The organism is Vibrio sp. 070316B (genome assembly GCF_013114115.1).
Taxonomy (GTDB): Bacteria; Pseudomonadota; Gammaproteobacteria; order Enterobacterales; family Vibrionaceae; genus Vibrio; species Vibrio chagasii_B.
On sequence record NZ_VTYC01000028.1, the window covers coordinates 25,301 to 51,634 of the forward strand.

The 26,334-nt window shown below is 45.8% G+C and carries 7 protein-coding genes; 5 read left to right on the forward strand and 2 right to left on the reverse strand.

Annotated elements, in window-relative coordinates; all coding sequences use genetic code 11:
* Positions 1–198: 198 nt before the first annotated feature.
* From F0251_RS18585 to F0251_RS18595, 3 genes are all read left to right on the forward strand, one after another.
* On the forward strand, positions 199–1,788 hold the full coding sequence (locus F0251_RS18585; RefSeq protein ID WP_171731552.1) for a response regulator: 1,590 nt from the start codon (positions 199–201) through the stop codon (positions 1,786–1,788).
* On the forward strand, positions 1,782–2,114 hold the full coding sequence (locus tag F0251_RS18590) for an Hpt domain-containing protein (RefSeq protein ID WP_171731553.1): 333 nt from the start codon (positions 1,782–1,784) through the stop codon (positions 2,112–2,114). The genes F0251_RS18585 and F0251_RS18590 overlap by 7 nt, the downstream gene beginning before the upstream one ends.
* 403 nt (positions 2,115–2,517) lie before the next feature.
* Positions 2,518–3,414 (forward strand): RNA polymerase sigma factor RpoD/SigA, encoded by an 897-nt coding sequence (locus F0251_RS18595; protein ID WP_171731554.1) that lies wholly within the window; start codon positions 2,518–2,520, stop codon positions 3,412–3,414.
* A 100-nt stretch (positions 3,415–3,514) separates the two neighbouring features.
* On the opposite strand, the gene F0251_RS18600 is transcribed toward F0251_RS18595, so the two are convergent.
* Together F0251_RS18600 and F0251_RS18605 are read right to left on the reverse strand one after the other, a co-directional pair.
* Complete coding sequence (locus F0251_RS18600; RefSeq protein WP_171731555.1) at positions 3,515–3,868, reverse strand: hypothetical protein; 354 nt, start codon at positions 3,866–3,868, stop codon at positions 3,515–3,517.
* 193 nt (positions 3,869–4,061) lie between these two features.
* The gene (locus F0251_RS18605) at positions 4,062–24,434 is read right to left on the reverse strand and encodes a tandem-95 repeat protein (protein WP_171731556.1); all 20,373 of its coding nucleotides are present in this window, start codon (positions 24,432–24,434) and stop codon (positions 4,062–4,064) included.
* Positions 24,435–24,618: 184 nt separating this feature from the next.
* Here F0251_RS18605 and F0251_RS18610 point away from each other — a divergent pair, with 184 nt between their 5' ends.
* Entirely contained in the window at positions 24,619–24,981 is a 363-nt protein-coding gene (locus F0251_RS18610) for a hypothetical protein (RefSeq protein ID WP_171731557.1), read from the forward strand.
* Between the two features lie 3 nt (positions 24,982–24,984).
* Positions 24,985–26,334: an HlyD family type I secretion periplasmic adaptor subunit gene (locus F0251_RS18615; RefSeq protein ID WP_171731558.1), complete on the forward strand. Its 1,350-nt coding sequence runs from the start codon at positions 24,985–24,987 to the stop codon at positions 26,332–26,334.

Here is a 26,334-nt window from a genome sequence, read left to right on the forward strand (position 1 = left end):
CCGCTTGCCTCTTTTGCTCAAACAAGTGTTAACCTCACAAAACCAAGGGAAAAACAGTAGCCGAGGAGCAACACTCTCGATTGTTTGTGAATACTCTTTAATTACCAATAGCTTATTGACCATATATATGTGAGCTGAGCATCTTGACAATGTGCAACCTGACACCTAAATTAAAAATATCATTTGGTATAAAGGAAAATGGATTTGACCTTACCAGGAGACCTAAGGGTTTTAATTGTCGACGACTCTAAAAGCGCGACGATTCTGATCAAACAACAGCTAGCTAGTTTAGGTATTGCGCACGAGTGTATTTTCATTGCGACGGATTATCGACAAGCCATTAAGGCTGTCGAAACGCATGCGTTTCATGTACTTCTCATTGATTACCACTTAGAGCAATCTTTTACCGGCTTTGAGCTACTAGGTATTCTGTATCGTAATCGACTTATCGACCACACGGTTGCTACGATTTTACTCTCTGGAGATATGCGTCAAGAAACAGTGCTTACCGCCCTATCAGGGGAGGCTCACCATTTTATCTCTAAGCCAATTAACACTCAGGCATTAGGTAAAAAGATCAAAAGTGCCGTATTCGAGTCAAGACAAATAGACCAACTCAATCACCTATATCCCATTACCACACCGGAATTACTCAAACAGGCATTAGAAATAACCAGCGAGAAATCCAACGTTCAATTCGAGGCAACACTGATTGAGCACTTAATCGCTGGGAAGAAGTGGCAACTGCTCTCTAGTCTCATCACTCACTCTAAAACTAACATGCACCCAACCAAATTGGTCGCAGAAGCCTTAATTCTAGACAGCTTGGGAAAGCCGAACTTGGCAATAGAGAAACTGCACAACTACCTTATCGTGCAACCACTATCGTTAAACGTGATTGATTGCCTCAGCTGCATTTATGAAAAACACAACATGCTACTGCCCGCGTTAAAGTTGGCTATTCGCGCATTTGAGATGACGCCAAGTATTAGCCATCGCGCAATCAGAGCGATCGATTTGGCTGAGAACGCTGACAATACACACATGCTTATTAAGCTTGGTGAGATGTACGCAAGTCATATTTCACCCGCCGATATCGACGTAATACATTCTATTAGAACTCACTTCGATTCTCTTAAAGCGACGTACCAAAGAGAAACTCAAGTACAGAATAAGCGTCTTTTGCTTGAGCATGCCAACCAATTTACCGAGCTGGTCAATTTGAAGCTTCCCGCCACGCTTCAACAACAAGTGTTAGCAAGCCTCGCCCTCTTTCATAGCAATATATTGTTGATTGAAGGCAGCCCGTTCGTTGCACACAAAAAAGTGATACGAGCAATTACATTGTTAGCTAATCAGTTTTACAATCAACCGACTTCACTGCTATCGCAACTTCTGCCTTTGTTCTGCCACTTTGGTGAATACTCTTTGTATCACATCGTTGAGGAGTGTTTGAAATCACGCGGTGAGACAATAAACGATAAACTGGAGTCTCGCATAGATGATCCTTCGAATTGTATCAACATTGAAAATTCAGGGTCGATCCAAGAACTACGCGACTTTATTTGCAATTACCCTTATTCAGTCGCCGCTAAGCTAGACTATCTTTACGCTGTCAATAACGCATGCGTTGAAACAGACCTTAGCGACGAATACGTGGAAGATCTTATTCAGTTAGACCTTCCTCCTAAATGGAATCAATGGATTAGTGACTCATCAAAATATGGTTATTCCACTAAGCCGCCCAGCCCATTTTCAATATGCAGCCGACAGGAGTCTATATGCTAGATTTTGATGCTTTAAATGCCTACCTAGACAATGATAGAGATGTAATTTTTGCCGTGTTATCAACCTACCAAGAAGACCATGGCAATTCGTTACAAGAGATCGAAGAACTGGTACAACAGCAAGACTGGGGCAAGCTTCATTTTACGGTGCATACCTTAAAAGGCATTTTGGCCAGTTTTGGAGAAGAGACAGCAACCGTTGCCCTAGAAAGAGTTGAACAGAACACGTTTAACAAAGTGGCTCCTGAAGCTGAAGACCTTTCACTCATCTACAGTGAGATGAAAATTATTAATCAACAAATAGATGAAGTACTCAGCACCTATTAATCTGGATGTCGTCCCGCTTACTCCATTTTTCCCACCACAAGTAATGACGATGAATGTTGAGGTTTTGTAGATTCACAGAACCTCAACACTTGTCATTTTTATAAATAAATCACTCCTTTCCTACCACCTATAAATTCACGTGATTTATCTAGACTCCACACACATAACAATCTCTTTATAAAATCATCATATAATTGTTTTTATTGTAAAAATCAAACTCTCATCAGAATGTAATTTGGTTAATTATTTGTTGAGTATTTTGTGACGTTCACATACCAAATTGCATTTTATTTATTGGTAAAGATAGAACTCTTATCTACACTCTAATGAAACCACGCGTTAATCGCACAGTGGCATAATAATAAATAAAAAAACGTTCAGTCGGCTAGATAAGGACAAGGAAATGAACAACGAGAACATTGCTGCGTTTCAAGGGCTCACGGATGACACCCCTATTAATGAATCATTTTCCACAACTTCAGAACCTTATGCACATTATTTGAAGGACATTGTAGGTATTGACCTACTATCTCGTGAAGATGAACTGTACTACGCACGTTTAAATCGTCAGGGTGACAAAAATGCTCGTGATGTGATGATCGAGTCCAATTTACGTCTTGTTGTTAAGATCGCAAAAAGTTATCTCAAACGAAAAGGAAATAATTTCACACTGCTCGATCTTATCGAAGAAGGTAACATCGGCTTAATTAAAGCAATCGATAAGTACGACCCAGAACCAGGTTATCGTTTCTCGACTTATGCCGTTTGGTGGATTCGTGAAAACATTGAAGCAGCCTTGATGAATAAAGGGCGTACAGTTCGTTTGCCTGCGCATGTTTGCAAAGAGATAAATAGCCTTGCATCTAAGAAGCTCGATGTAAGCAAAAAAATGCGAAAATCGGTTTCCATATCAGAGTTATCTGACAATTCAGGAATCAATCCTGAACGCGTTGATCAACTTGTCGCACTAAGCGGTTTTATCGATGTTACCACCACTGTCGATATCAACCATGCACCATTAGTTTTGGATCAATTTGAAAGTCTTGATATCACCGATCCCCAGCAAGATCTGGAAGCTCAATCGTTCACACAAGCTTTGGAGCAAATTATCGGTACTTTGCCGCCTAAATTACAGAAAGTCTTAATTCACCGTTTTGGGCTGTTTGATAATAACGTTAAAACACTATCTGAAGTGGCAAGCATGTTAGATGTGAGTGTTTCCAACGAACGAGTAAGACAGATGCAAAAAGAAGCGGTTGAAAGGATTCAAAAGCGGCTGCAATTTGATGGATGGGTATAAATCAAAACCTATATAACTATACTGTCAGAGGGTGAGCTTAGAGGCTTGCCCTTTTTTATGGCTGCCTTCTAAAGGCTGAATAGCGTTACCAAACAATACGTCACCTATAGAGCGTAGAACGTTCACTACGTAAGATAAGATAATTAACATAAGTGGTTTCAAAGCGGTCCTGCTCCCACAAAGATAGGATTCGCTTCGCCGCAAAATAGTAATCTTTATTTCTCAATAGCATGCCAACCGTGCTACTTAATTTCTCAAACCTTGCTTGTTCACTCTCGGATATGTAGCTTGCGTCGTTTTCAATAATTGGCGCTAATCCGTCTGCAAACCAGTTATTTAGAATTTCACGCATCTCTAATTCACACTCAGGCACGTCCACATTCGATAGCTCTCGATGTTGTGGGGGTGGCACGATGTATTTAGATGCTTGTGGCGAACTAACATATCGATACATGTCAACGCTCCTTATAAATGACTCTTTTAATAATTAAGGACATTTTTATGCGTTCTCAAGTTTTTATAGAGAACTAATCGATGAATTAATGGCAAATAAAAAGCCATGCAAGGTAGCCCAGCATGGCTTTCGATAAGGGCAACTTTACGCTGCCCTGTTAACTTGTCGGATCAAGTAATACCAACGTTTTGGTTTAGATTGAGCTTTGATCGAAGTCGTTGCCTTGATCGTTTCCAGATTGCGAATCTGAGTCGAAGCTTCCAGAGTCGTCTGTGAAGTCAACACCTTGGTCTTGACCACCAGCACTAGTCCAGTCACTGCCACCTGATTCCATACCTGCCATGTCTGGTTGCTGCTCTTGAGTAGAACCTTGCATGGTGTATTGATCATCAACTTCAACTTCCACAGAGCCACTTGCGCCGTCTATCGAACTACCCAACTCGTCGTAACCTTGGAATTGGATCTCGCTAGTGCCTTCATAACCTTCAGGAAGCTCAACCGATACCGGTTGCTCAAGGTTACCACTGATAGTGAAGCTACCATCACCGTTATCCAACGCATTACTCACGCTAGAACCTTCAGGTAAACCAGACATTTCTGCGTAATCCACCGACTCGTTACCACTTACGTCATCAGGGATCGAGATAGAGATAGTATCGCCCGGTGCGGCTGTTACGTCAGCAACGCTGTCTTCTGCTTCAGCATCTTGAGCTTGGTCATCAGCTTGTTGTGCGACTTCCACTTGCTGCTCTTCTGTTGCTTGAGCAGCTTCTGCTTGTGGTTCATCACCTTGAACTGAATCATCAGCGACTTGGATGCTTAAGCTATGGCTCGATACTTCACCACCGTCATTAACTTCGACATTCATTGCTAAGTTGCCATCGAAGTCTTCATTTGGCCAGTACGTCCACTCACCTTCACCAGATTCAGCGAAGAAACCTGCATCGTTCGCGTCTGCAACATCGACGACTTCTGCCGTTTCGCTCACGCCAAGTTCATCCACCAACTGCGATTCTGTGATAGTTAATGAACCATCGTCGGCTAATGCATAACCGTCACTCGCAGCCGCTTCATCACCACCTTGGATATCCACATTGAAGAAGCTTTCGATGCGGTTTTCGCCATCGGTAGCAATAAATCCAACTTGAACATCGCCGGTGTAATCTTCGGCTGGTGTGAATTGGTAGTTACCTTGGTTATCGCTTTCTATTACGCCCTGACCTTCCATCAAGCTCACTGATTCAATGCTCAAGCTGTCGCCTTCTGCATCGCTCAGATTCGCTAACATATCTTCGTCAGTAAACGACAAGGTAGCATCTGCCGCGATTTCGGTGGTTGTGATGCTGTTTACTTCTGGTGCAGCATTCTCTTGTGAGTCGCCCTCTTTAACGACTACGCCAGTTTGCTCATCATGAAGTACACCATCTTTGTCAATCACGTACGCAATGTCTGCTTCACCAGTAAAGCCAGGAGCTGGTGTAAACGTCCAAGTGCCATCGCCATTATCGACAATCTCACCTTGGCTGCGGTCCGCTAGGTGAACCAGTTTCACTTCATCATCACCATCTGCGTTAACGTTTTCAGCAAGTCCAATTAGGTCATCCGCTGTTAGGATAATCGAGTCACCCGCAACAGTTTCAAAATCACCTGAATCAATACCATCTTCAAACGCTTCTGGTTCATCGCCGTAGTCAACGGTTGTTGCACTTACGGTTACGAAGAACTCGCCGTGGAAGTCTTCAGGAGGCGTCATTTGAATGTTTGAAATATCCCAGTCGAACAAGTCAATGTATTGACCCGGTTCAGTGATCATTACGGTGTTCACACCATCAGTCACTTCGAAACCAACAGGGAAACCAGTCATCACTAGATTACTTAGGGTTTCTGAATCATCGACTAAGCCAACGTTCAATCCTAGGTGACCCGTTTCATCTTCACCGAAGACAAGTGGACCGTCATGGTCGGTTGTAATCACCGCGCCATCCGCAACAGGACGAACGTACACAGGAACATCTAGAACCGTTTCAAACTCACCATCACTCACCACAACTTGTAGGTCAGAAACGCCTGCAAAGTCGCCCGTTGGTGTGAATGTCCAAGTGCCATCACCATTGTCAGTGACTTCACCGCCATCTTCACCGTCTGCAGTGATAATGCGTGAAACAACAAGGTCAGCGGTATCAATGTCACCGAACAGATTCATTAAGTCGCCAGCATCGAAGGTGAACGCGCCATCTTCGTCTGTCGTCATCATTGCGTTACCGACATTGAACGGCGCATCGTTAACTGGAATAACGTCTACGTTCAACGAGCCATCTACCACTTCTTCGCCATCAGTTGCTTGATACCCTAGTTCTACTAAGCCATTAAAGTCTTGAGTAGTCACTAAGTGATACATGCCGTCTGGTTGCTGAGTTAAGGTTGCGTTTGCAGGAGCTCGAACCGTAATGCTTTCGATGCTGATCTCATCACCATCAAGGTCCGTAACTTGATCCGCGATGTACGCTGGGTCAATGACCATCACGACATCTTCTTCACCTTGCATCTCAATCGTAGGTGCTTCAGGCGCATCGTTGACAGGCGTAACATCAATGTTGCCATCGACAGAAATTGTCTCCTGACCATCACTAACGTTGAACGTCATTGGCACATCGCCATTGAAGTTTTCGTTAGGTGTAAACGACCAAGTTCCATCTTCGTTGTCTAGCAACTCACCGAAGCTAGGGTCTATTTGTAGACCTGACGCTTCTAGTTCGTCTGCTGTGTTATCAATATCCGTCGCTTGAGCCAACAACATGTCTTGTGTGATAAGAATGGTGCTGTCTTCGGCTGTGGTTAGGTTCACATCCTCTGATTCAGGTCCATCATTCACAGCCAGAACTTCAATACCCGCCGTTGTTGTCGCCGTTGCACCGTCATCATCGGTTACTACTACGTCTAGGCTAATATTGCCGTTAAAGTTCTCACTTGGTGTGAATGTCACTGAGCCATTATCGTTTTGAACTAAGGTGCCATCAGAGCCCGAGTAAGTCACACTCTCTAGCGACACTTCGCCATCAACGTCTGAGCTGTTCGCAATCAATTGCTCTGGGCTAATGGTTATCGTGCCATCTTCGTTCATTTGGTAAGACGTTGAACCTGCCACTGGTGCATCATTCACATCCGTGACTGTCACATCGATGTTGGCGTCAACCGTATCAGTACCGTCAGACACTGTGAAACCAAGGTTTACATCGCCATTGAAGTTCTCATTCGGAGCAAAGCTATAAGTGCCGTCGCCGTTATCGGTGAACACACCCTCTGCACCTGTGTAAGACACATCAGCGATAGATAGGTCATCACCATCAATGTCCGCAGTACCTGCTAGTAGGTCCGCATCCGTGAAGATCAGCGTTCCATCTTCCTCAACAGTGAAGCTTTGATCTTCAGCCGTTGGCAAGTCGTTAACTGGGTTCACCGTTAGGTCAACACCAGCTTGAACGGTTTCAAGGCCATCCGATACATCGAAGCTTAGGTCGATGTCACCATTGAAGTCCGCATCCGGTGTAATCGTAAATGAACCATCATCGTTCGCCGTTACCGTCGCGTTGTCACCTGCACTCAAGTTGGCAGCAGTTAGGTCATCGCCATCAACATCCGATGCGTTCGCTAATAGCTGCTCTTGAGTTAGGGTAATTGAACCATCTTCATCAACTGAGTAAGCCACGTTGCCCGCAACTGGAGCATCATTAACAGCAATGACTTCAATATCAGCGGTTGTTTCAGCCGTTGCACCGTCATCATCGATAACGACAACATCTAGACTAATATCACCATTGAAGTTCTCGTTCGGAGCGAATGTGACTGAGCCATCTTCGTTCTGAGTTAGGATGCCATCGGTACCCGAGTAGCTCACACTATCGAGTGACACTTCGCCATCCACATCAGAGCTATTCGCAATCAACTGTTCTGGGCTTAATGTGATGGTGCCATCTTCGTTCATTTGGTAAGACGTTGCGCCCGCCACTGGTACATCATTCACATCCGTGACTGTTACATCAATATTGGCATCAACCGTATCCGTACCGTCAGAGACTGTGAAACCAATATTCACATCACCATTGAAGTTCTCATTCGGAGCAAAGCTGTATGTGCCGTCACCATTGTCAGTGAACACACCTTCTGCACCTGTGTAAGACACATCAGCGATAGATAGGTCATCACCATCAATGTCCGCAGCGCCAGCAAGTAGATCTGCATCAGTGAAGGTTAGTGAACCGTCTTCTTCAATGGTGTAACTCACATCGTCGGCAGTCGGTAGGTCGTTAACAGGGTTAACCGTTAAGTCACCGGTTGCTTGAATGGTGTCGGTACCATCGGTGATATCAAACTGCATGTCGATATCGCCGTTGAAGTTCGCATCTGGCGTGATGGTAAATGAACCATCTTCATTCGCTTCAACCGTTGCATTACCATCCACAGTCAGGTTCGAAGCAGTTAGGTCATCCCCTTCAACATCACTTGAACCCGCAAGAAGTTGCTCTTGGCTGATAGTAATCGAGCCATCTTCGTTCACCGTGTAAGCCTGCTCACCTTGAACCGGAGCATCGTTCACTGCAATAACTTCAATGCCAGCAGTGGTTTCAGCCGTTGCGCCATCTTCATCAGCCACAGTGACATCTAAGCTGACATTGCCGTTGAAGTTTTCGTTTGGTGCAAAGCTGTAAGTACCGTCACCATTGTCAGTAAAGATACCGTCTGTGCCTGAGTAAGACACATCACTAACAGACACATCTCCCTCGATATCTGAGCTATTCGCAAGAAGCTGAGCGTCAGAAATCGTGATCACGTTATCTTCATCAACGCTGTAGGTCGTTGAACCAGCGACTGGTAGGTCATTAACTTCAATAACCTCAATACCAGCCGTGGTCTCTGCAGTTGCACCATCTTCATCCATAACGGATACATCAAGGCTGATATCGCCGTTAAAGTTTTCATTTGGCGCGAAGGTGTAAGTGCCGTCACCATTATCCGTAAATACACCATCAGTACCGCTGTAACTTACGTCACTAACAAACACTTCCCCTTCTACATCTGAGCTGTTCGCCAGTAGTTGTGTGTCGCTGAGGGTAATGCTGCCATCTTCTGCAACACTGTAAGAGGTTGTACCCGCAACTGGTACGTCATTGATTGGAACAACTTGAACATCAATGTTTGCTGAAACAACATCAGTACCATCACTTACATCGTAAGTTAGCTCGACGTTACCGTTGAAGTTCTCGTTTGGAGCGAAGGTATAAGTACCATCGCCATTATCCGTGAACACACCGTCGGTGCCTTCGTAGTTAACAGATTCAACAGAAAGGTCGTCGCCGTCGATATCCGTTGCACCAGCCAGTAACTGTTCATCAGTGAAGGTTAGTGAGCCATCTTCATTAATGGTGTAGTCATGATCGTAAATCACAGAAAGATCATTGACTGCTGTTACGGTCACATCTAGCTCAGCAGGCGTCACCCCACCGTTACCATCATCCACGTTGTAGCTAATGGAGAATTCACCGTTGAAGTTCTCCTCCGGTGTAATGGTGTAAGTGCCGTCACCATTGTCAGTGATTAGCGCGTTGTCGATGGAAATACCACCAACACTTGGTTCGTTACCATCGGTATCAACAGAGTCGCCATCTTCGTCGCCGGTTAGCAATTCAGAGATATCAATACTGTTTTCATTCGCGAGTGCTTCTTCTGCCGTTGGCAAGTCGAATGCATTTTGAGTGCCTACATCTTGGCTTGGAACAATCACGCCGTTCACGATATCGAATACATGCCAGTGATCACCCGATGGGTTGTCCGCTAAATCCGGGCTGAAGGTTTCTACCAGCGTATCGCCAACGAACACCTGAACTTGCACATCCTCAACACCATCCACATCCCAGCTTCTGTTGGTGTAGTTGTGTACTGAATAGTGCATGTCTGCATCTTGATAATTTGGAATAGTGATGGTTTCAGGACCACCGCCATTCGTGTCATCCACGTCTTGCTGAACTACGTTACCTTCACCAAGATCATGGCTCATGTCGCGGTAGTAGATATGGTCTAGCTCGTTACCATTCTCTGTATCGTAGAGCCATAGATGGTTGTCCATATCACGTGGGCTTTCACCCCATGTGACCACGATACGCATATCTGTTTCTTCAAGCACTTCAGATATTGCGGTCACGCCACCATTCACATCCTCGCCCGCAGGGACAATGAAGCTGCTGGTGATAGATCCCTCTTGCTCAATGGTTACGGTACCTTGGTCGACGACAGCGCCAGTCACCGAGTAGTTTCCTGAGTCATCAGTAACTGTGGTGTAGCTGTGCCCTGCACTGTCGGTTAACGTCACTTCAGCGCCAGAGACTGGGTTACTGGTTTCAGCGTCTAAAACTGTACCCGTGACCGTAGTTTCATCACCTGCAGCACCAATAATCGCTGTCATGTCATCGTCTTCGATGTCAGTCGCGAATTGCAGCAACTCATCTTGAGTGATGGTATACGAACCGTCTTCTTCGATGGTTATCGCTACATCAGCAGAAACAATCGGCGCGTCGTTAACTGGGTCAACGGTCAAACCTAAGTTAGCTGCAATTGGAGTGTCGCCATCGCTGATGCTGTAGGCAACATCGATGTATCCATTGAAGTTCTCGCTTGGAGTGATTGAGTACGTGCCATCACCATTATCAACAATTGTTGCATCGTCTCCCACCAAGGTTAAGTTGGAAGCAACAAGGTCATCACCTTCAATATCTGCGGCATTCGCGAGTAACTGCTCTTGAGTGATCGTGATGGTGTTATCTTCATCAACGTTAGCGTACACATCGTCACTGGTTGGTAAATCGTTCACTGGGTTAACGGTTAGGTCAACACCAGCTTGTACCGTTTCTAAGCCGTCTGATACATCGAAGCTTAGGTCAATGTCGCCGTTGAAATCAGCATCTGGCGTGACCGTGAAGGTACCATCGCCATTATCAACAACGGTCGCGTTATCCCCTGCACTGAGGTTGCTGGCTGTTAGATCATCACCATCGACATCCGATGCTTGAGACAGCAACTGCTCTTGAGTCAGAGTAATTGAACCATCTTCATCAATGCTGTACGCCAAGTCGCCCGATACTGGTGGATCATTAATTGGTAGAACATCAATGCTTGCCGTTGTGGCGGTCGTTGCACCATCCTCGTCGGTTACCACTACATCAAGGCTCACATCTCCGTCGAAGTTTGTGTTTGGCGCGAAGCTGAATGTTCCATCGCCATTGTCCGTAAAGATGCCGTCAGCGCCTGTGTAATTCACGCTGTCAATCGCGACTTCGCCTTCAACGTCTGAAGAGTTTGCCAACAGCTGCTCTGAACTAATGGTGATAACTTCGTCTTCATTCACTGAGTAGCTCGTAGAGCCAGCAATTGGTGGATCGTTAACCTCAAGAACCGTAATTCCGGCGGTAGTCGCTTCAGTTGCACTTTCTTCATCAGTAACAACAACAGCTAAGCTCACTTCGCCATTGAAGTTCTCATTTGGCGAGAAGGTGTAGGTGCCGTCACCGTTGTCTTCGAACACACCATCACTGCCAGTGTAAGACACGCTATCAATCGCCACTTCACCTTCAACATCAGAAGAGTTAGCTAACAGCTGCTCGTTGCTGATGGTGATTGAGTTGTCTTCATGGACCGTGTAAGACGTGCTGCCTGCCACCGGTGGGTCGTTCTCAGGAGTCACGCTCACATCAATGTTGGCTTGAACCGTATCTGTGCCATCTGACACATCAAAACTAAAGTTCACATCACCATTGAAGTTCTCGTTAGGTGCAAAGCTGTAGCTGCCATCACCATTATCAGTAAGCACACCGTCAGCGCCTGTGTATGTCACGCTTTCAACCGCTAGTGTGTCACCTTCAACATCCGTAGCACCCGTTAGTAGGTCTTCATCTGTAAAGTTAAGAACACCATCCTCACCAATGGTGAATGTTTGGTCTTGTGGCTCTGGCGCGTCATTGACTGGTGTTACCGTCAAGTCTAAGCCCGCTGCCACCATATCCTCTCCATCGGTGACATCGTAACTAAATTCGATATTACCGTTGAAGTTTTCACTTGGTGTAATGGTGAAACTGCCATCGTCGTTCATTTCGACGGTCGCATTTTCATCATTGGTGGTTAAGTTGATTGCGGATAGATCATCACCATCAATATCGACAGCGTGTTCTATTAGTTGCTCTTGCGTTAACGTGATGCTGTTGTCTTCTGCTGTGACTGCGCTGATATCACCTTCTACCTCTGGTGCATCATTCGCAGGCGAGATGTGAATCGTCACATCTTGCGTCGCCGTTGCGGTTGTACCGGTATCAACATCTGTTGATGTCGCATTAACTGTCAACACCACATCGCCATTGAAATCACCTGAAGGAATAAACTCTAACCCTGCAAGTTCTTCTGGCTGTAGAGACCATGTGCCATCGCCGTTGTCGGTACCTGCAGAAAGTGAACTTCCCTCTGGTACATCTTCAATCAAGATAGCGAGATTTTCTGAACCATCGGTATCCGTTAATGCAGCATCAATATCCAGTGGAACTGGTGTGTCTTCGGTACCAATGATTTGGTAATCCGCGTCAGACACTGATATTTCGATGTTGTCGATACCAAACGACTCGTCATTGACGCTTTGATTCAAGGTTGAACCAAAGCCAAGTTCAAGTTGGCCGTCTTCAACCGGCACCGTTAGGTTGATTTGGTGTGCTTGGTCATTCCATCCACTGAAGCCCTCACCTTGCGACACACCATGAACCACTTCGCCGACTTCGTTACCTTCTGAGTCGTAAAGCGTTGTTGTGCCATCTTGCGTACGGAACGCAGAATTATCTAATGTAGTTAGCTCTTCGCCACCAACAAAGATTTGGAAGGACTCACCATCCCAAGAGTCGATTTCGTAGAAGCTAAACGAGATATTAACTTCGCTCACATCACTTGGAATGTCGTAGGTTTTGCTGACGGCTTCATCGCCGCCTGTGCCACCGATACGACCCAACATGTCACCCGATTCGAAGCCTTGTGAGCTTTCTGTGCCCGTGTTCCAACCATTCGAGCCAGACTCGAAGTTATCGGTAGCAATCACCAAGTCAGACACAATCGACAGCTCTGGCATATCAACCACAGATTGAACATCAATCGTCGCTTCTGCAGGTACCGTTGCCGTACCGTCATTAACATCAAACGTCACATTCACATTGCCATCGAAGTTTTCATTCGGTGCAAATGTGTAGGTGCCGTCACCGTTGTCCACCAATGAACCGCTATCTGAAGCCACATTTTCGACCGACAAGTTGTCGCCATCAATATCACCTGCATTTTGCAGTAGCTGCTCTTCAGTGAAGGTGAAGCTGGTGTCTTCTTGAGTCACAAATTGTGGCTCGCCGACGGTTGGTAGGTCGTTGACTGGGTTAACCGTTAGATCAGCCGTCGCTTGAATCGTCGCATCACCATCTGTAATGTCGAAGTTCAAATCAATGTCGCCATTGAAGTCAGCATCTGGCGTGATAGTGAAGCTACCGTCGTCGTTTACTGTTACTGTCGCATTGCCGTCAACGGTTAGGTTAGATGCCGATAAGTCGTCACCATCAACGTCACCCGCTTGAGCAAGTAACTGCTCTTGGCTTAGATTAATCGAGCCATCTTCATCCACGCTGTACGCCAACTCACCCGATACCGGAGCATCGTTCACAGGCAGAACATCAATGCTTGCAGTGGTGGTTGCAGTAGCGCCATCTTCATCAGTCACGACTACGTCAAGGCTGACATCGCCGTCGAAGTTAGCGTTCGGAGCGAAGCTGAATGTGCCATCTCCATTATCAGTAAAGATACCGTCTGAACCCGTGTAGTTAACGCTATCAATAGCTACTTCACCTTCGATATCTGAAGCATTAGCCAACAGTTGTTCAGAACTGATGGTGATGACTTCATCTTCATTCACTGAGTAGCTAGTAGAGCCAGCGATTGGCGGATCATTAACTTCAAGAACCGTAATTCCAGCGGTAGTCGCCTCGGTTGCACCATCTTCGTCTGTCACCACAACATCAAGGTTAACTTCGCCGTTGAAGTTCTCATTTGGCGAGAAGGTGTAAGTGCCATCACCGTTGTCTTCAAATACGCCGTCAGCACCACTGTAAGTCACGCTATCAATCGCCACTTCCCCTTCAATATCTGAAGAGTTTGCAAGCAACTGCTCGTTACTGATGGTGATTGAGTTGTCTTCATGAACGGTGTAAGACGTGCTGCCTGCAACTGGCGGATCGTTCTCCGGTGTCACGCTTACATCAATGTTGGCCTGAACTGTATCTGTGCCGTCTGACACATCAAAGCTGAAGTTTACGTCACCATTGAAGTTCTCGTTTGGCGCGAAGCTGTATGTGCCGTCACCATTATCGGTAAGCACACCGTCAGCGCCCGTGTAGTTTACACCTTCGACTGATAGGTCATCCCCATCGATATCGGTAGCACCTGTTAGCAGGTCTTCATCAGTGAAGTCCAAGGTGCCGTCTTCGCCAATGCTGAAGGTTTGATCTTGTGGCTGTGGCAGGTCATTAACAGGGTTAACCGTTAAGTCAGCCGTAGCGACTAATGTGTCTGTACCATCGTTAATGTCGAACGTTAGGTCAATATCGCCGTTAAAGTTAGCATCCGGTGTAATGGTGAAGCTACCGTCATCATTAGCAGTAACCGTAGCATCGCCATCAACCACTAGGTTAGATGCGGTCAACGCGTCGCCTTCAACATCACTCGCTTGAGAAAGAAGTTGCTCTTGGCTCAAAGTAATAGAGCCATCTTCCTCAACGCTGTATGCCAAATCTCCCGATACCGGTACATCATTTATAGGTAATACATCTACCGTAATGTAAGTATCAACTTGAACACCATCTTCATCCTGAATGGTTACATCCAACTGCACTTGACCGTTGAAGTTTTCATTCGGTGCAAAGCTACAAGTGCCATCACCATTGATTGAAAAGATGCCATCTGGACCATCGTAGTTGATCTCAACAAGCTCAACATCGCCTTCAATATCTGACGCGTTCAACAACACTTGAGATTCGCTAAATGTCAGTACTGAGTCTTCATCAATTGTGTAAGACGTTGGGCCTGCAACCGGAGGATCGTTCACCTCTAGAACCGTAATTCCGGCTGTGGTTGCTTCAGTGGCACCATCTTCATCGGTGACAACAACATCAAGGCTGACTTCACCGTTAAAGTTCTCGTTCGGAGAGAAGGTGTACGTACCGTCACCATTGATTTCAAGTACACCATCACTGCCGCTGTACGTAACGCTATCAATCGCCACTTCCCCTTCGATATCCGACGAGTTCGCAAGCAATTGTTCGTTGCTGATCGTGATGGAGTTATCTTCATGAACGGTGTAAGACGTGCTGCCAGCAACTGGAGGATCATTCTCAGGTGTTACGCTTACATCAACGTTAGCAGTAACCGTGTCTGTGCCATCGGACACATCAAACGTAAAGTTAACATCACCGTTGAAGTTCTCATTCGGCGCAAAGCTGTATGTACCGTCACCGTTATCAGTTAATACACCATCTGCGCCAGTGTATGTGACGCCTTCAACACTCAGGTCATCCCCTTCAATGTCCGTCGCACCTGTTAGTAGGTCTTGATCAGTGAAGGTTAATACACCATCTTCGTTTACTGTGAAGGCTTGATCTTGCGCGTCAGGACCGTCATTCACTGGTGAAACAGTCAGTTCTAGGTTAGTTGAAACAACATCATCACCATCAGATACGTCGAAGGTAAAGCTTACATCACCGTTGAAGTCAGCATCTGGTGTCAATGTGTATGTGCCATCACCGTTATCTGTAATAGTCACACTGTCATCGTCAGTTGCTAAGTTCAGCGCTGTTAACTGGTCGCCATCTAAATCGCGAGCGTTGGCTAACAGGTCTTCTTGAGTGATGATGATTGAGCCATCTTCTTCTACTGTTGCTGCAACAGGCAGTGCTTCAGGAGCATGTTCAATATGTGCACCTGTCGCATTGATGTGAATGGTTTGAGATACCGTCTCAGAGTCACCGTTTGATAGCTCGGTTGCGGTTGCTGTTACGTTGATTTCAATTTGTTCATTGAAATCTTCTGGCAGTTGAATCTGCAGCTCTTGTGCAATAGCTGTTGTTGGTATATCAACTGAGCCATCAGGACCAACGGTAATTTCACCGCTATAGATTTGGCTGTTCACCTCACCGACATCAATGGTGAAGTTGAAGTCGGTAAAGTCAGCGTCACCGCCGCCATAAAGATCTTCAAACCCATAAACCAGTTCGCCGTCTTCATTAACCGTGGTTCGTGTATGCTCGATACCATCTTGGTTTAGTTGAGCGCTTGAACCACCGTGGAAGATCGCGTCTCCATTCTGACCTTGAACAACTGTCTCAGAGCCGTCAGCACCTACGAATACTAGCTGAGGATCAACCGTATCCATGGTAGCTGGCGAGCCGTCTGCAGCGCGGAATTCATATTGACCGTCCTGCATTGCATCAAAGTTATTCGTCTGATGTCCATTTGGAATCAAGAACAGGTTGAAGCTTTCACCTTCTTCAATTTGGAAGCTGAATTGATCTTGCCCAGAGACTAGGTCACCACCGCCGCCAACTTGTGATGCATTCTCATACACCACTTCAACGCCTGTAATGTTGCCGTCTTCATCAACTTTGTAGTAACCGGCCGCATTTTGGAAACCGGCTGTTTCACCTTCAAACGTTACTGTAATTTCTGTGTCGTTGTAACTTGTGATGCCGTTTTCTTGGTCATTCAGAACGCCTTCGTTATCGTATTGAATAACCGAGCCTTCTGGCACACCATCAACCGTAACCGTGAGTGTTTCTGATAAATCTTGGTCGACAAGCGCAGCGCCAATATTCAGTTCAACAATACCGCCTGGCTCAACCAGAATCGCTTGGTCATCAACGTTAACGCCATCACCATCGGTAATCACAAGATCCGGCGCATCTGCGACTGCTTCAATATTCACGTACAGATCTTGCTCTACCTCATCAGTACCATCAGTCACTGTGAAGCTGAACTGTAAGTCACCGCTAAAGTGCTCTTCAGGAACAAAGCTGAACGTGCCATCACCATTGTCGGTAACCGTTCCTTCATCACCAGAGTAGTTGATGCTGGTAACACTTAGGTCGTCGCCATCAATATCAATCGCACCACTCAATAGATCTTCTTGAGTGAACAGGATGCTGCCATCCTCTTCGATGTGGTACATGCCTGGAGCAACAATTGGAATGTCATTCACCGGATTCACGGTCAATGTCATGTCATTAGAAGTACTTAGCTCACCATCGCTCACCTCATAAGTGAATGCGATATCACCGTTAAAGTTCTCCGAAGGTGTCACCGTGTAAGAGCCATCGCCATTATCTACAATGCTTGCATTTGGATCGTTAGTTTCCAATGAACTTGCAAACAGCTCGTCGCCATCTTGATCGGTCGCATTTTCTAGTAGCATCTCTTGAGTCACTAGAATTGAACCATCTTCGTCGACATTGGCAACCATTGGCGTTGCTTCTGGCGCGTCATTGACGAATTCAACTTTTAAGTCGATGTTTGCTGCAACTACATCCGTGCCATCGCTCACATCAAACGCTAAATCAACATTACCGAAGAAGCCCTGCTCTGGCGTCAATGTATATGTACCGTCGCCGTTATCGGTGACTTCAACTGTGTCGCTGGTGCTTGTAACATTCACAACAGACAGCTCATCGCCTTCGACATCGGTTGCTTGTGCTAATAGCTCAGCTTCAGTAATCGTAATCGCTTGACCATCTTCCGTCGTGAAAGACATATCCGGTACGTCTGGAGCGTCGTTGATTGGGTTAACGGTTAGGTTGAGGTCTGCTGCGACTGTTTCAATTGCATCGGTCACATCGTAGGTAAACTCAATCTCACCAAAGAAGTCTTCGCTTGGTGTGATCGTGAAGCTGCTGTCTGCGTTTTCCACGATGACAGCGTTTGGATCGTTCGTTGAAAGATTGACGGCTTCTAGGTTATCGCCATCCACATCGGTCGCGTTCGCCAATAGGTCTTCTTGAGTGATGGTAATTGCGCCATCTTCATCAACCGCCGCTTCAATCGGACCACTTACCTCTGGGCCTTCATTGACAATTTCAACGTCGACTCTTGCTGTACTTGGTGCGCTTGCTTGCCCGTCACTGATATCGAAAGTCAGATTCACTTCACCATAGAAGTCTTCTGCTGGCTCGAAGGTGAATGTATTGTCGCCGTTATCGGTCAACGTACCTTGAGTTTGATCGACCAGTAACAGGTTCTCTACATGTAGGATATCGCCATCAACGTCCGTTGCGCCAGATAGCAGGTCTTTCGCCTCAATGACGATAGTGCCGTTTTCAAGCATTTGGGTGTGTAGCGGTTCACCTGGAACTGGGACATCGTTAACAGGCACAACCGTTAGGTCTAGGTGTGTTGCCACTTCATCGGTACCATCGAACACCTTGTAGTCGATGTCGATTTCACCATTGAAGTTTTCATTCGGCATGAAGGTAAATGTACCATCGCCATTGTCGACTAAGTCACCATCATCACCACCATAAGTGATGTCAGAAATAGACAGCGTATCGCCCTCTACATCTGTAGTATTCACCAATAAATCATCAGCGCTGAACGTGACTCCTTGGTCTTCATCCGTCGATAGAACAATTGGCCCAGAAACGATTGGCGCATCATTCACCGACTCGAAGTTGATGTTTATGATGTTGTCGTCAGTTAGCTCACCATCACTAACTTGGTAACCTAGCTCGATTTCACCGTGGAAGTTTTCATCCGGTGTTACCGTCCAAGTGCCATCGCCATTATCAGTCAGCGTCGCGTGCTCTGAGTTTTCACCCACCAGCTCAAGATTTTGAATATCAAGATCATCGCCATCAATGTCTGATGCTTGAGCTAGCAGTTGTTCTTCAGTAATCACAACAGAAGCAAACTGAGCTGAACCTTCAGTATCGATAGTGATATTAGGAAGATCAGCCGTTAGCTCGATTTCGTTGTCACCCGCATGGATATTCAGCTCTACGGTTTCAGTGATTTCTGAGCCATCTACACCAATCGATGTAAACACAGCTTCATCATTACAAGTTTGTGACACTGTCATGTTTTGAACAACATAAGTACCATTGCCTTGCACTGTACCCAGTTCAAAGTAAGAGACAGGTTGGTCAACGGTTAATGTGTAGTCGGTCTCGAACGTACCACGATCTTCTTTGTGGTAAGTCATCGAGTCGATCATGTCTCCGTCTTCATTGAAGGCGCGAATTTCTACTTCTGTAAAGTGACGCGACTCTTCCATGAACCAACCACCCAAACCATCTAGGTGGAAGCTAATTTCGTTGATGTCTTGGCCTTCAACAGAAATGGTCAGTTTCTCATCACCACTCAGACCTTGGCGGTCGGTATCACCGATACCGTGGCCAATATGAGTATTACCATTCCATGCACCCAGCGGATCATCGTTACTTTGAACCGTAACCGTTAAGTCACCATCCGAGAATTCACGAGTATATGGGTCAACTTCTGTTCCCCAGTCATCCACGCTCGCATTATCATCGAAGGTACCAATTTGTGTTGTATGAGTGCCGTTTGCTAAAGCATCTTCACTTGGCACGAAACGTACTTCCGTGTCAGCCGGTACTTCTTGACCAACTTCCAGTACTACCCACTCATTATCAAGATTAGCTTCAATAATGCCGTTTTCTGGTGCTTGATCTAGACGTAATGCAGGCTCTTCACGAAGCGTTAAACCAACTGTTTGATCTTCTTGTGCTTGGATGAAGATCTCTTCACCCGCTTCTGGCGCGTCATTTACAGGATTAACGGTTAAATCCAGTGTGGTCAGGACTTCATTTTCACCATCGCTGATGCTGTATGTGAAATCTAACTCGCCATTGAAGTTCTCGGTGTGCGTAATAGTGAAAGAACCATCGTCATTTGCAACGATAGTCGCGTCAGGGTCATTGGTTTGCAGGTTAGACGCCGTTAGATCATCACCTTCAACGTCCGTTGCGTTCGCTAGCAACTGCTCTTGAGTAATAGTGATTGCGTTGTCTTCATCGACTTCAGCTTGAATGCCTGACGTCTCAGGACCGTCATTCACAGCAATAACATCGATACCCGCAGTGGTTGTGGCAGTAGCACCATCTTCGTCAACGACAACAACATCAAGTGAGATATCACCGTCGAAATTTTCGTTTGGCGTAAAGGTAAATGTGCCATTACCGTTATCAACGAATGTGCCATCATCACCGCCATAACTCACACTTGATAGTGAAACATCGCCTTCAACATCTGACGAATTCGCCAGTAGCTGTTCAGCACTGATAGTGATTTGACCATCTTCTTGAACAGTGTAAGCCGTTGAACCTGCAACAGGTGGATCATTCTCAGGTGTCACGCTCACGTCAATAACAGCAGCCGTCGATCCGGTACCATCAGAAACATCGAATGAGAATTGAACATCACCATTGAAGTTCTCGTTTGGTGCAAAGCTGTAAGTACCGTCACCGTTGTCACTCAGAACACCGTCTGCACCTGTGTAAAGTACATTTTCAATCGACAGTTCATCACCATCAACATCCGATGCGCCAGCAAGTAAGTCCTCGTCCGTAAACAGTAATGTGCCATCTTCTTCAATGGTGAATTGTTGGTCTTGCGCTTGTGGCAAGTCGTTCAGTGGATTGACAGTGATATCGAGACCAACTTGAACCTCACCACCATCGTTATCAATGATATCGAAGCTTAGGTCTAGGTCGCCGTTGTAATCAGCGTCAGGAGTAATGGTATAGCTACCATCCTCGTTTTGCTGGATAGTCGCGTTTTCATCCGTCGATAAGTTTATCGCTTCAAGATTATCGCTATCAATATCGCCTGCTCGCGCTAGCAATTGATCTTGTGTCAGCGTAATTGAACTGTCTTCGTTGATGGTGTAAGCCAAGTCACCGGATACTGGTGGATCGTTAATTGGCAGTACATCAACGTTGATGTGCGTTTCAACGGTAGCGCCACTTTCATCTTGAATCGTAACATCAAGTTGAACCTGACCATTGAAGTTTTCATTTGGTGCGAAGCTACATGTGCCATCACCATTGACAGTGAATATACCGTCTGACCCGTCGTAGTTGATACCGACAAGCTCAACGTCACCTTCAACGTCTGAAGCATTCACAAGGATCTGAGATTCACTGAACGTTAGAACAGAATCTTCATCAATGGTGTAAGACGTTGGACCCGCAACTGGTGGATCATTCACTTCTAGAACGGTAATGCCAGCTGTGGTTTCATCAATTGCACCCTCTTCATCTGCAACAATCACATCAAGGCTGATATCACCGCTGAAGTTTTCATTAGGAAGGAAGGTGTAACTGCCGTCGCCGTTATCTTGGAACACACCATCGGTGCCACTGTAGGTCACAGTATCAACCGACACCGCACCTTCAACGTCCGAAGAGTTTGCTAACAATTGCTCATCAGAAATGGTGATCGCATTGTCTTCATTAACCATGTACGAGGTTGAACCAGCGACAGGCGGATCATTCTCAGGAGTGACACTGACATCGATATTTGCGCTAACGGTTTCGGTGCCATCAGATACATCGAAGCTGAAGTTCACATCACCATTAAAGTTTTCGTTTGGTGCGAAAGTATAAGTACCGTCACCGTGGTCGGTAAGTACACCATCACCACCTGTGTAGCTGATGCCTTCTACTGTGAGGTCATCGCCATCCACATCAGTTGCGCCAGACAGTAAGTCTGCATCTGTGAATTGCAGGGTACCGTCTTCTTCAATACTAAATTGTTGATCTTGAGGAACCGGTAGGTCGTTAACTGGATTAACAGTCAAATCCGCTGTGGCTTGAACGGTATCTGTGCCATCAGTGATATTGAATTGGATATCAATGTCACCGTTAAAGTTCGCGTCAGGAACAATTGTGAAGCTGCCATCATCATTGGCCGTTACCGTTGCGTTACCATCAACCGTTAGGTCACTCGCCGTTAGGTCATCGCCATCTACGTCAGATGCTTGAGACAGTAATTGTTCCTGACTCAAGGTGATTGAGCCATCTTCGTTTACGTTATATGCCAAATCACCTGACACCGGAGCATCATTAATTGGCAATACGTCTACATTAATAACGGTTTCGACTTCTGCACCGTCTTCATCTCGTATAGTGACATCAAGTTGAACTTGACCATTGAAGTTCTCATTTGGTGCAAAGCTGCAAGTGCCGTCGCCATTTACAGAGAAGATACCATCTGGGCCGTCGTAGCTAATGCCAACAAGCTCGACATCGCCTTCCACATCCGAAGCGTTCAGTAGTACTTGTGATTCACTGAATGTTAGAACTGAATCTTCATCAATCGTGTACGACGTTGGACCAGCTACAGGTGGATCATTTACTTCTAGAACGGTGATCCCAGCCGTTGTTGCATCGGTTGCGCCGTCTTCATCGGCAACCACAACATCAAGTGCAATCTCACCGCTAAAGTTCTCGTTTGGAGAGAAGGTATACGTGCCGTTACCATTAATTTCAAGGACACCGTCACCACCAGAGTAAGTAACACTATCTATCGATACATCGCCTTCAATATCTGAAGATGTTGCCAACAGCTGCGCATCAGAGATAGTAATCGAGTTATCTTCGTTAACCGTGTATGACGTAGACCCTGCCACAGGCGGATCGTTTTCAGGAGTCACGGTAACATCAATGTTCGCTGATACCGTATCGGTACCATCCGATACATCGAAGCTGAAGCTCACATCGCCATTGAAGTTCTCATTTGGCGCAAAGCTATAAGAGCCATCACCATTATCGGTCAGTACGCCATCAGTGCCTTCATAAGAGATCCCTTCAACAGTTAAGTTATCTCCCTCAACATCAGTTGCACCGTTTAGTAGGTCTGCATCGGTAAAGACAAGTGTACCGTCTTCTTCTACGCTGAATTGTTGGTCTTGAGGCACTGGCAGATCGTTAACTGGGTTAACTGTTAGGTCGGCAGACGCTTGAACGGTGTTGGTGCCATCAGATATATCAAAGCTGATGTCGATGTCACCGTTAAAGTTCTCATCCGGTGTGATGGTGAAGCTGCCGTCATCATTCTGAACAACTGTTGCATCCCCATCAACCGTTAGGCTGATAGCAGTTAGATCATCCCCCTCTACGTCAGAAGCTTGGGATAGCAGCTGTTCTTGGCTTAAACGAATCGAACCGTCTTCATCAATTGAGTATGCTAGGTCGCCTGATACTGGCGAATCATCGACAGCTGTTACGCTGACATCGATGTTGGCAGACACTGTGTCTGTGCCATCCGACACATCAAAGCTAAAGTTGACGTCACCATTGAAGTTCTCGTTCGGTGCAAAGGTGTATGTACCATTACCATTGTCAGTAAGAATACCGTCGCCGCCATCGTAGGTCACACCTTCAACAGTAAGGTTGTCGCCTTCAATATCCGTCGCACCTGCTAGTAGGTCTGCATCAGTGAAGATAAGTGTGCCATCTTCTTCGATCTCGAACGTTTTATCTTCGGGAACTGGCGCATCATTTATTGGACGAACCGTTAGATCAATTGCGCTGCTAATGGTTTCTTGGCCATCACTGATATCAAATGTTAGGTCAAGCTCACCGTTGAAATCTGCGAAAGGAACAACGGTAAAAGTACCATCACCATTATCCTGAACGGTAGCATCAGCACCAACTTGAACGTTTGATGCAACTAGGTCATCTCCATCGACATCACTTGCGTATTCGAGTAGTTGTTCTTGAGTGAACGTTATGGAGCCATCTTCATCCATGATGTAAGCAAGATCTTGCTCTACTTCTGGTGCGTCATTCTCACCTTCTACTTTGATTTTGAAGGTTTCGCTTACCGTTTCTGAATCAAAGTCGTCTTCAACTTCACTAATGGTCTCTTCATCTGAAGCTTGAACATCAACAGCAAACGTTTCTTCTACTGTCTGTGAATCAAGGCCGTCATCAACTGGTTGTTCTGGTGCTTCGGATGAATCTGCACTTGGTGATGCTGATGTTCTCGCTGCCTGCCCCTGCTCTTCATTACCTTCTGCAGTTGCACCGCCATCTGAAGCTTCATTGCTTTCACCACCTACAGCTTGAGCTCCAGCACCAGAACCGCCACCACTACCCGCCGCTTCTCCAGCCCCCGCATCAGAAGCTGCGCCGCCAACCACATTCGACTGTGCATCATCAGAATCGCTGCCACCTTCAGGCGTTTCTTCTTGAACAGCACCACCGGAAGCTGAAGCCTCTTCTTCGTTACCAGCGCCACTTGGGTTATCTGCTAGAGCTTGGTTAACTTCGTCAGCTACATCCGTGTTTTCAGCACCAGTCGCTATTGTTGACGCGATCGTATTCTGTTGATTCTGTTGGTTCTGCTGCTGAGAGGGAGTACCAGCATCATTCGTGTCCGTTTGTTCGACAGCATCATTGAGATCTTCGTTTTGGTTATTTTGGTTATTTTCGCCTGCCATTACAGCCTCCGTTGCTACTAGCTAACTGATCGTTTACAGGCATTAAAGGACACCATTTCGGAAAACCAAATTTTTATACAACATTTTTCATAATTTTATTTTTACAAATAAAGATACAAAAAAAATTTGAAATCCTCCTTTAAAGATCCTTAGTTATTGTCATTAAAGCAATTAAGGCAGTGGAATGATGATAGACATGACAGATTTGTTGCGTTCAATCGACAACAACCACAAAGGTCTTCAATTGCTGTTGGGAGATTTTTACAAGGACTTTTCTGGCGCAGCAGCAAACATCGAGCAGCTTCATAAAGGTCATCGTTTCGATGAGCTTAACCACTACTCGAGAAAGTTGAAGACAATCTTAGCCCTGCTATGCGACCAAGATTTACCGCCTAAGATGGCGAAGCTGGAACATTTAAGTAAACACGAATTCCCTGCTCCGGAAGAACTTATAAAGGATATAAAAGCTGAATTGCTAAACGTTAATCGACAAATAAATCATTTGTTAGAGCTAGAAGCCGTCCCAGATGACAAGGTATCGAGGTAGGTCATGAGCAATAATCAAATTGAGCATCACCTTAGAAAGGCCCTTGTTTCTAATACAGAAGCCACTAAGGTCACAGCAGACGACACAATAGTGCTAGCAAGTGCAATGACTAGTGTTCACAAAACACTGCTTATTATATTCATGCTGGCACTGATTGCAGTTGCTGTGGCATCGCAAGCACGCATAGACATTGTGGTTTCTGTTCGTGGTGAACTGCTTTTGGAATCTGATGTAGAAAAAGTTCAACACCTAGAAGGTGGGATTCTAGAAGAGTTGCTCGTAAGAAAAGGTGAAGTCGTTTATGAAGGGCAACCCATCGCGAGAATACGTTCACTCGACCGCAATACTCAGCTCGATACGGTGAACACAGAGATAATCCAACTTGAACTAGACAAGATTCGTTACGAAAGCTTGCGCGATATGGTGGAGCCCGACTTCACCGCTTTCATTGAGCAGTATCCTGAACAAGTGCAAACCAACATGAACACTTGGCGACAAGAGTTCTCTAAAAATCGCTCAAATGAAGAGCTCATCACTCATGATATAAAGCACAAAAACTCCCTTATCAGCTCCATGCTAAAGCGCCGTAAAAGTTCAGAGAATCAACTTTCTTTGATTCGTAAACAGCTCAATATCAAAAACACCCTCTATAAAGAAGAAATGGCTTCTTACGTAGATGTTCTCAATATGCAGGTTCAAGAGTCCAATATGGTGCGTGAAATAGAGAATCTGGATGAGTCGGTAATGAACGAGCGATTCCAACTCGACAAACTAGAAAAGCAACATCGTGATTTAGTTGAGAATCGAAATTCAGAGTATCAAGCACAAATCATTCAAGCGAACAAAGATCTCAAGCTGAAACGAATCCTACAACCTCAGCACTCAGACAAAGTTGACCGCCTAGTCGTTTATTCACCAGTTGATGGCGTGGTCGATAAATTGCACTTTAACTTCCGCTCGGCGGTTATTCCTCCGGGCGAAAGTATCGCTGATATCGCACCGATCAATAACTCCCTTCACGGCGAAGCAAAAATCCCTCGTAAAGACATGGGGTTTGTAGAGATCGGCCAAGCAGTGAAAGTGAAAATGGATACGTATAACTTTGCCAAGTATGGCTTTGTAGAGGGGACCATTGCCTCTATCAGTCGATCGTCTTACGAAGAGGAAGACGCTGAGTTCTATTTGGCAGAGATTGAAATAAGCCAAAATTTTCTAGAGCGAGGAGGCACACAATACAAACTATCCCCTTATATGGAATTTACTGCCGATGTCAAAACAGGCTCACGCCGAGTCATCGAATATGCAGCCAAGCCTGTAATGTCAGCCATCGAAGATGCATTCGATGAGAGGTAG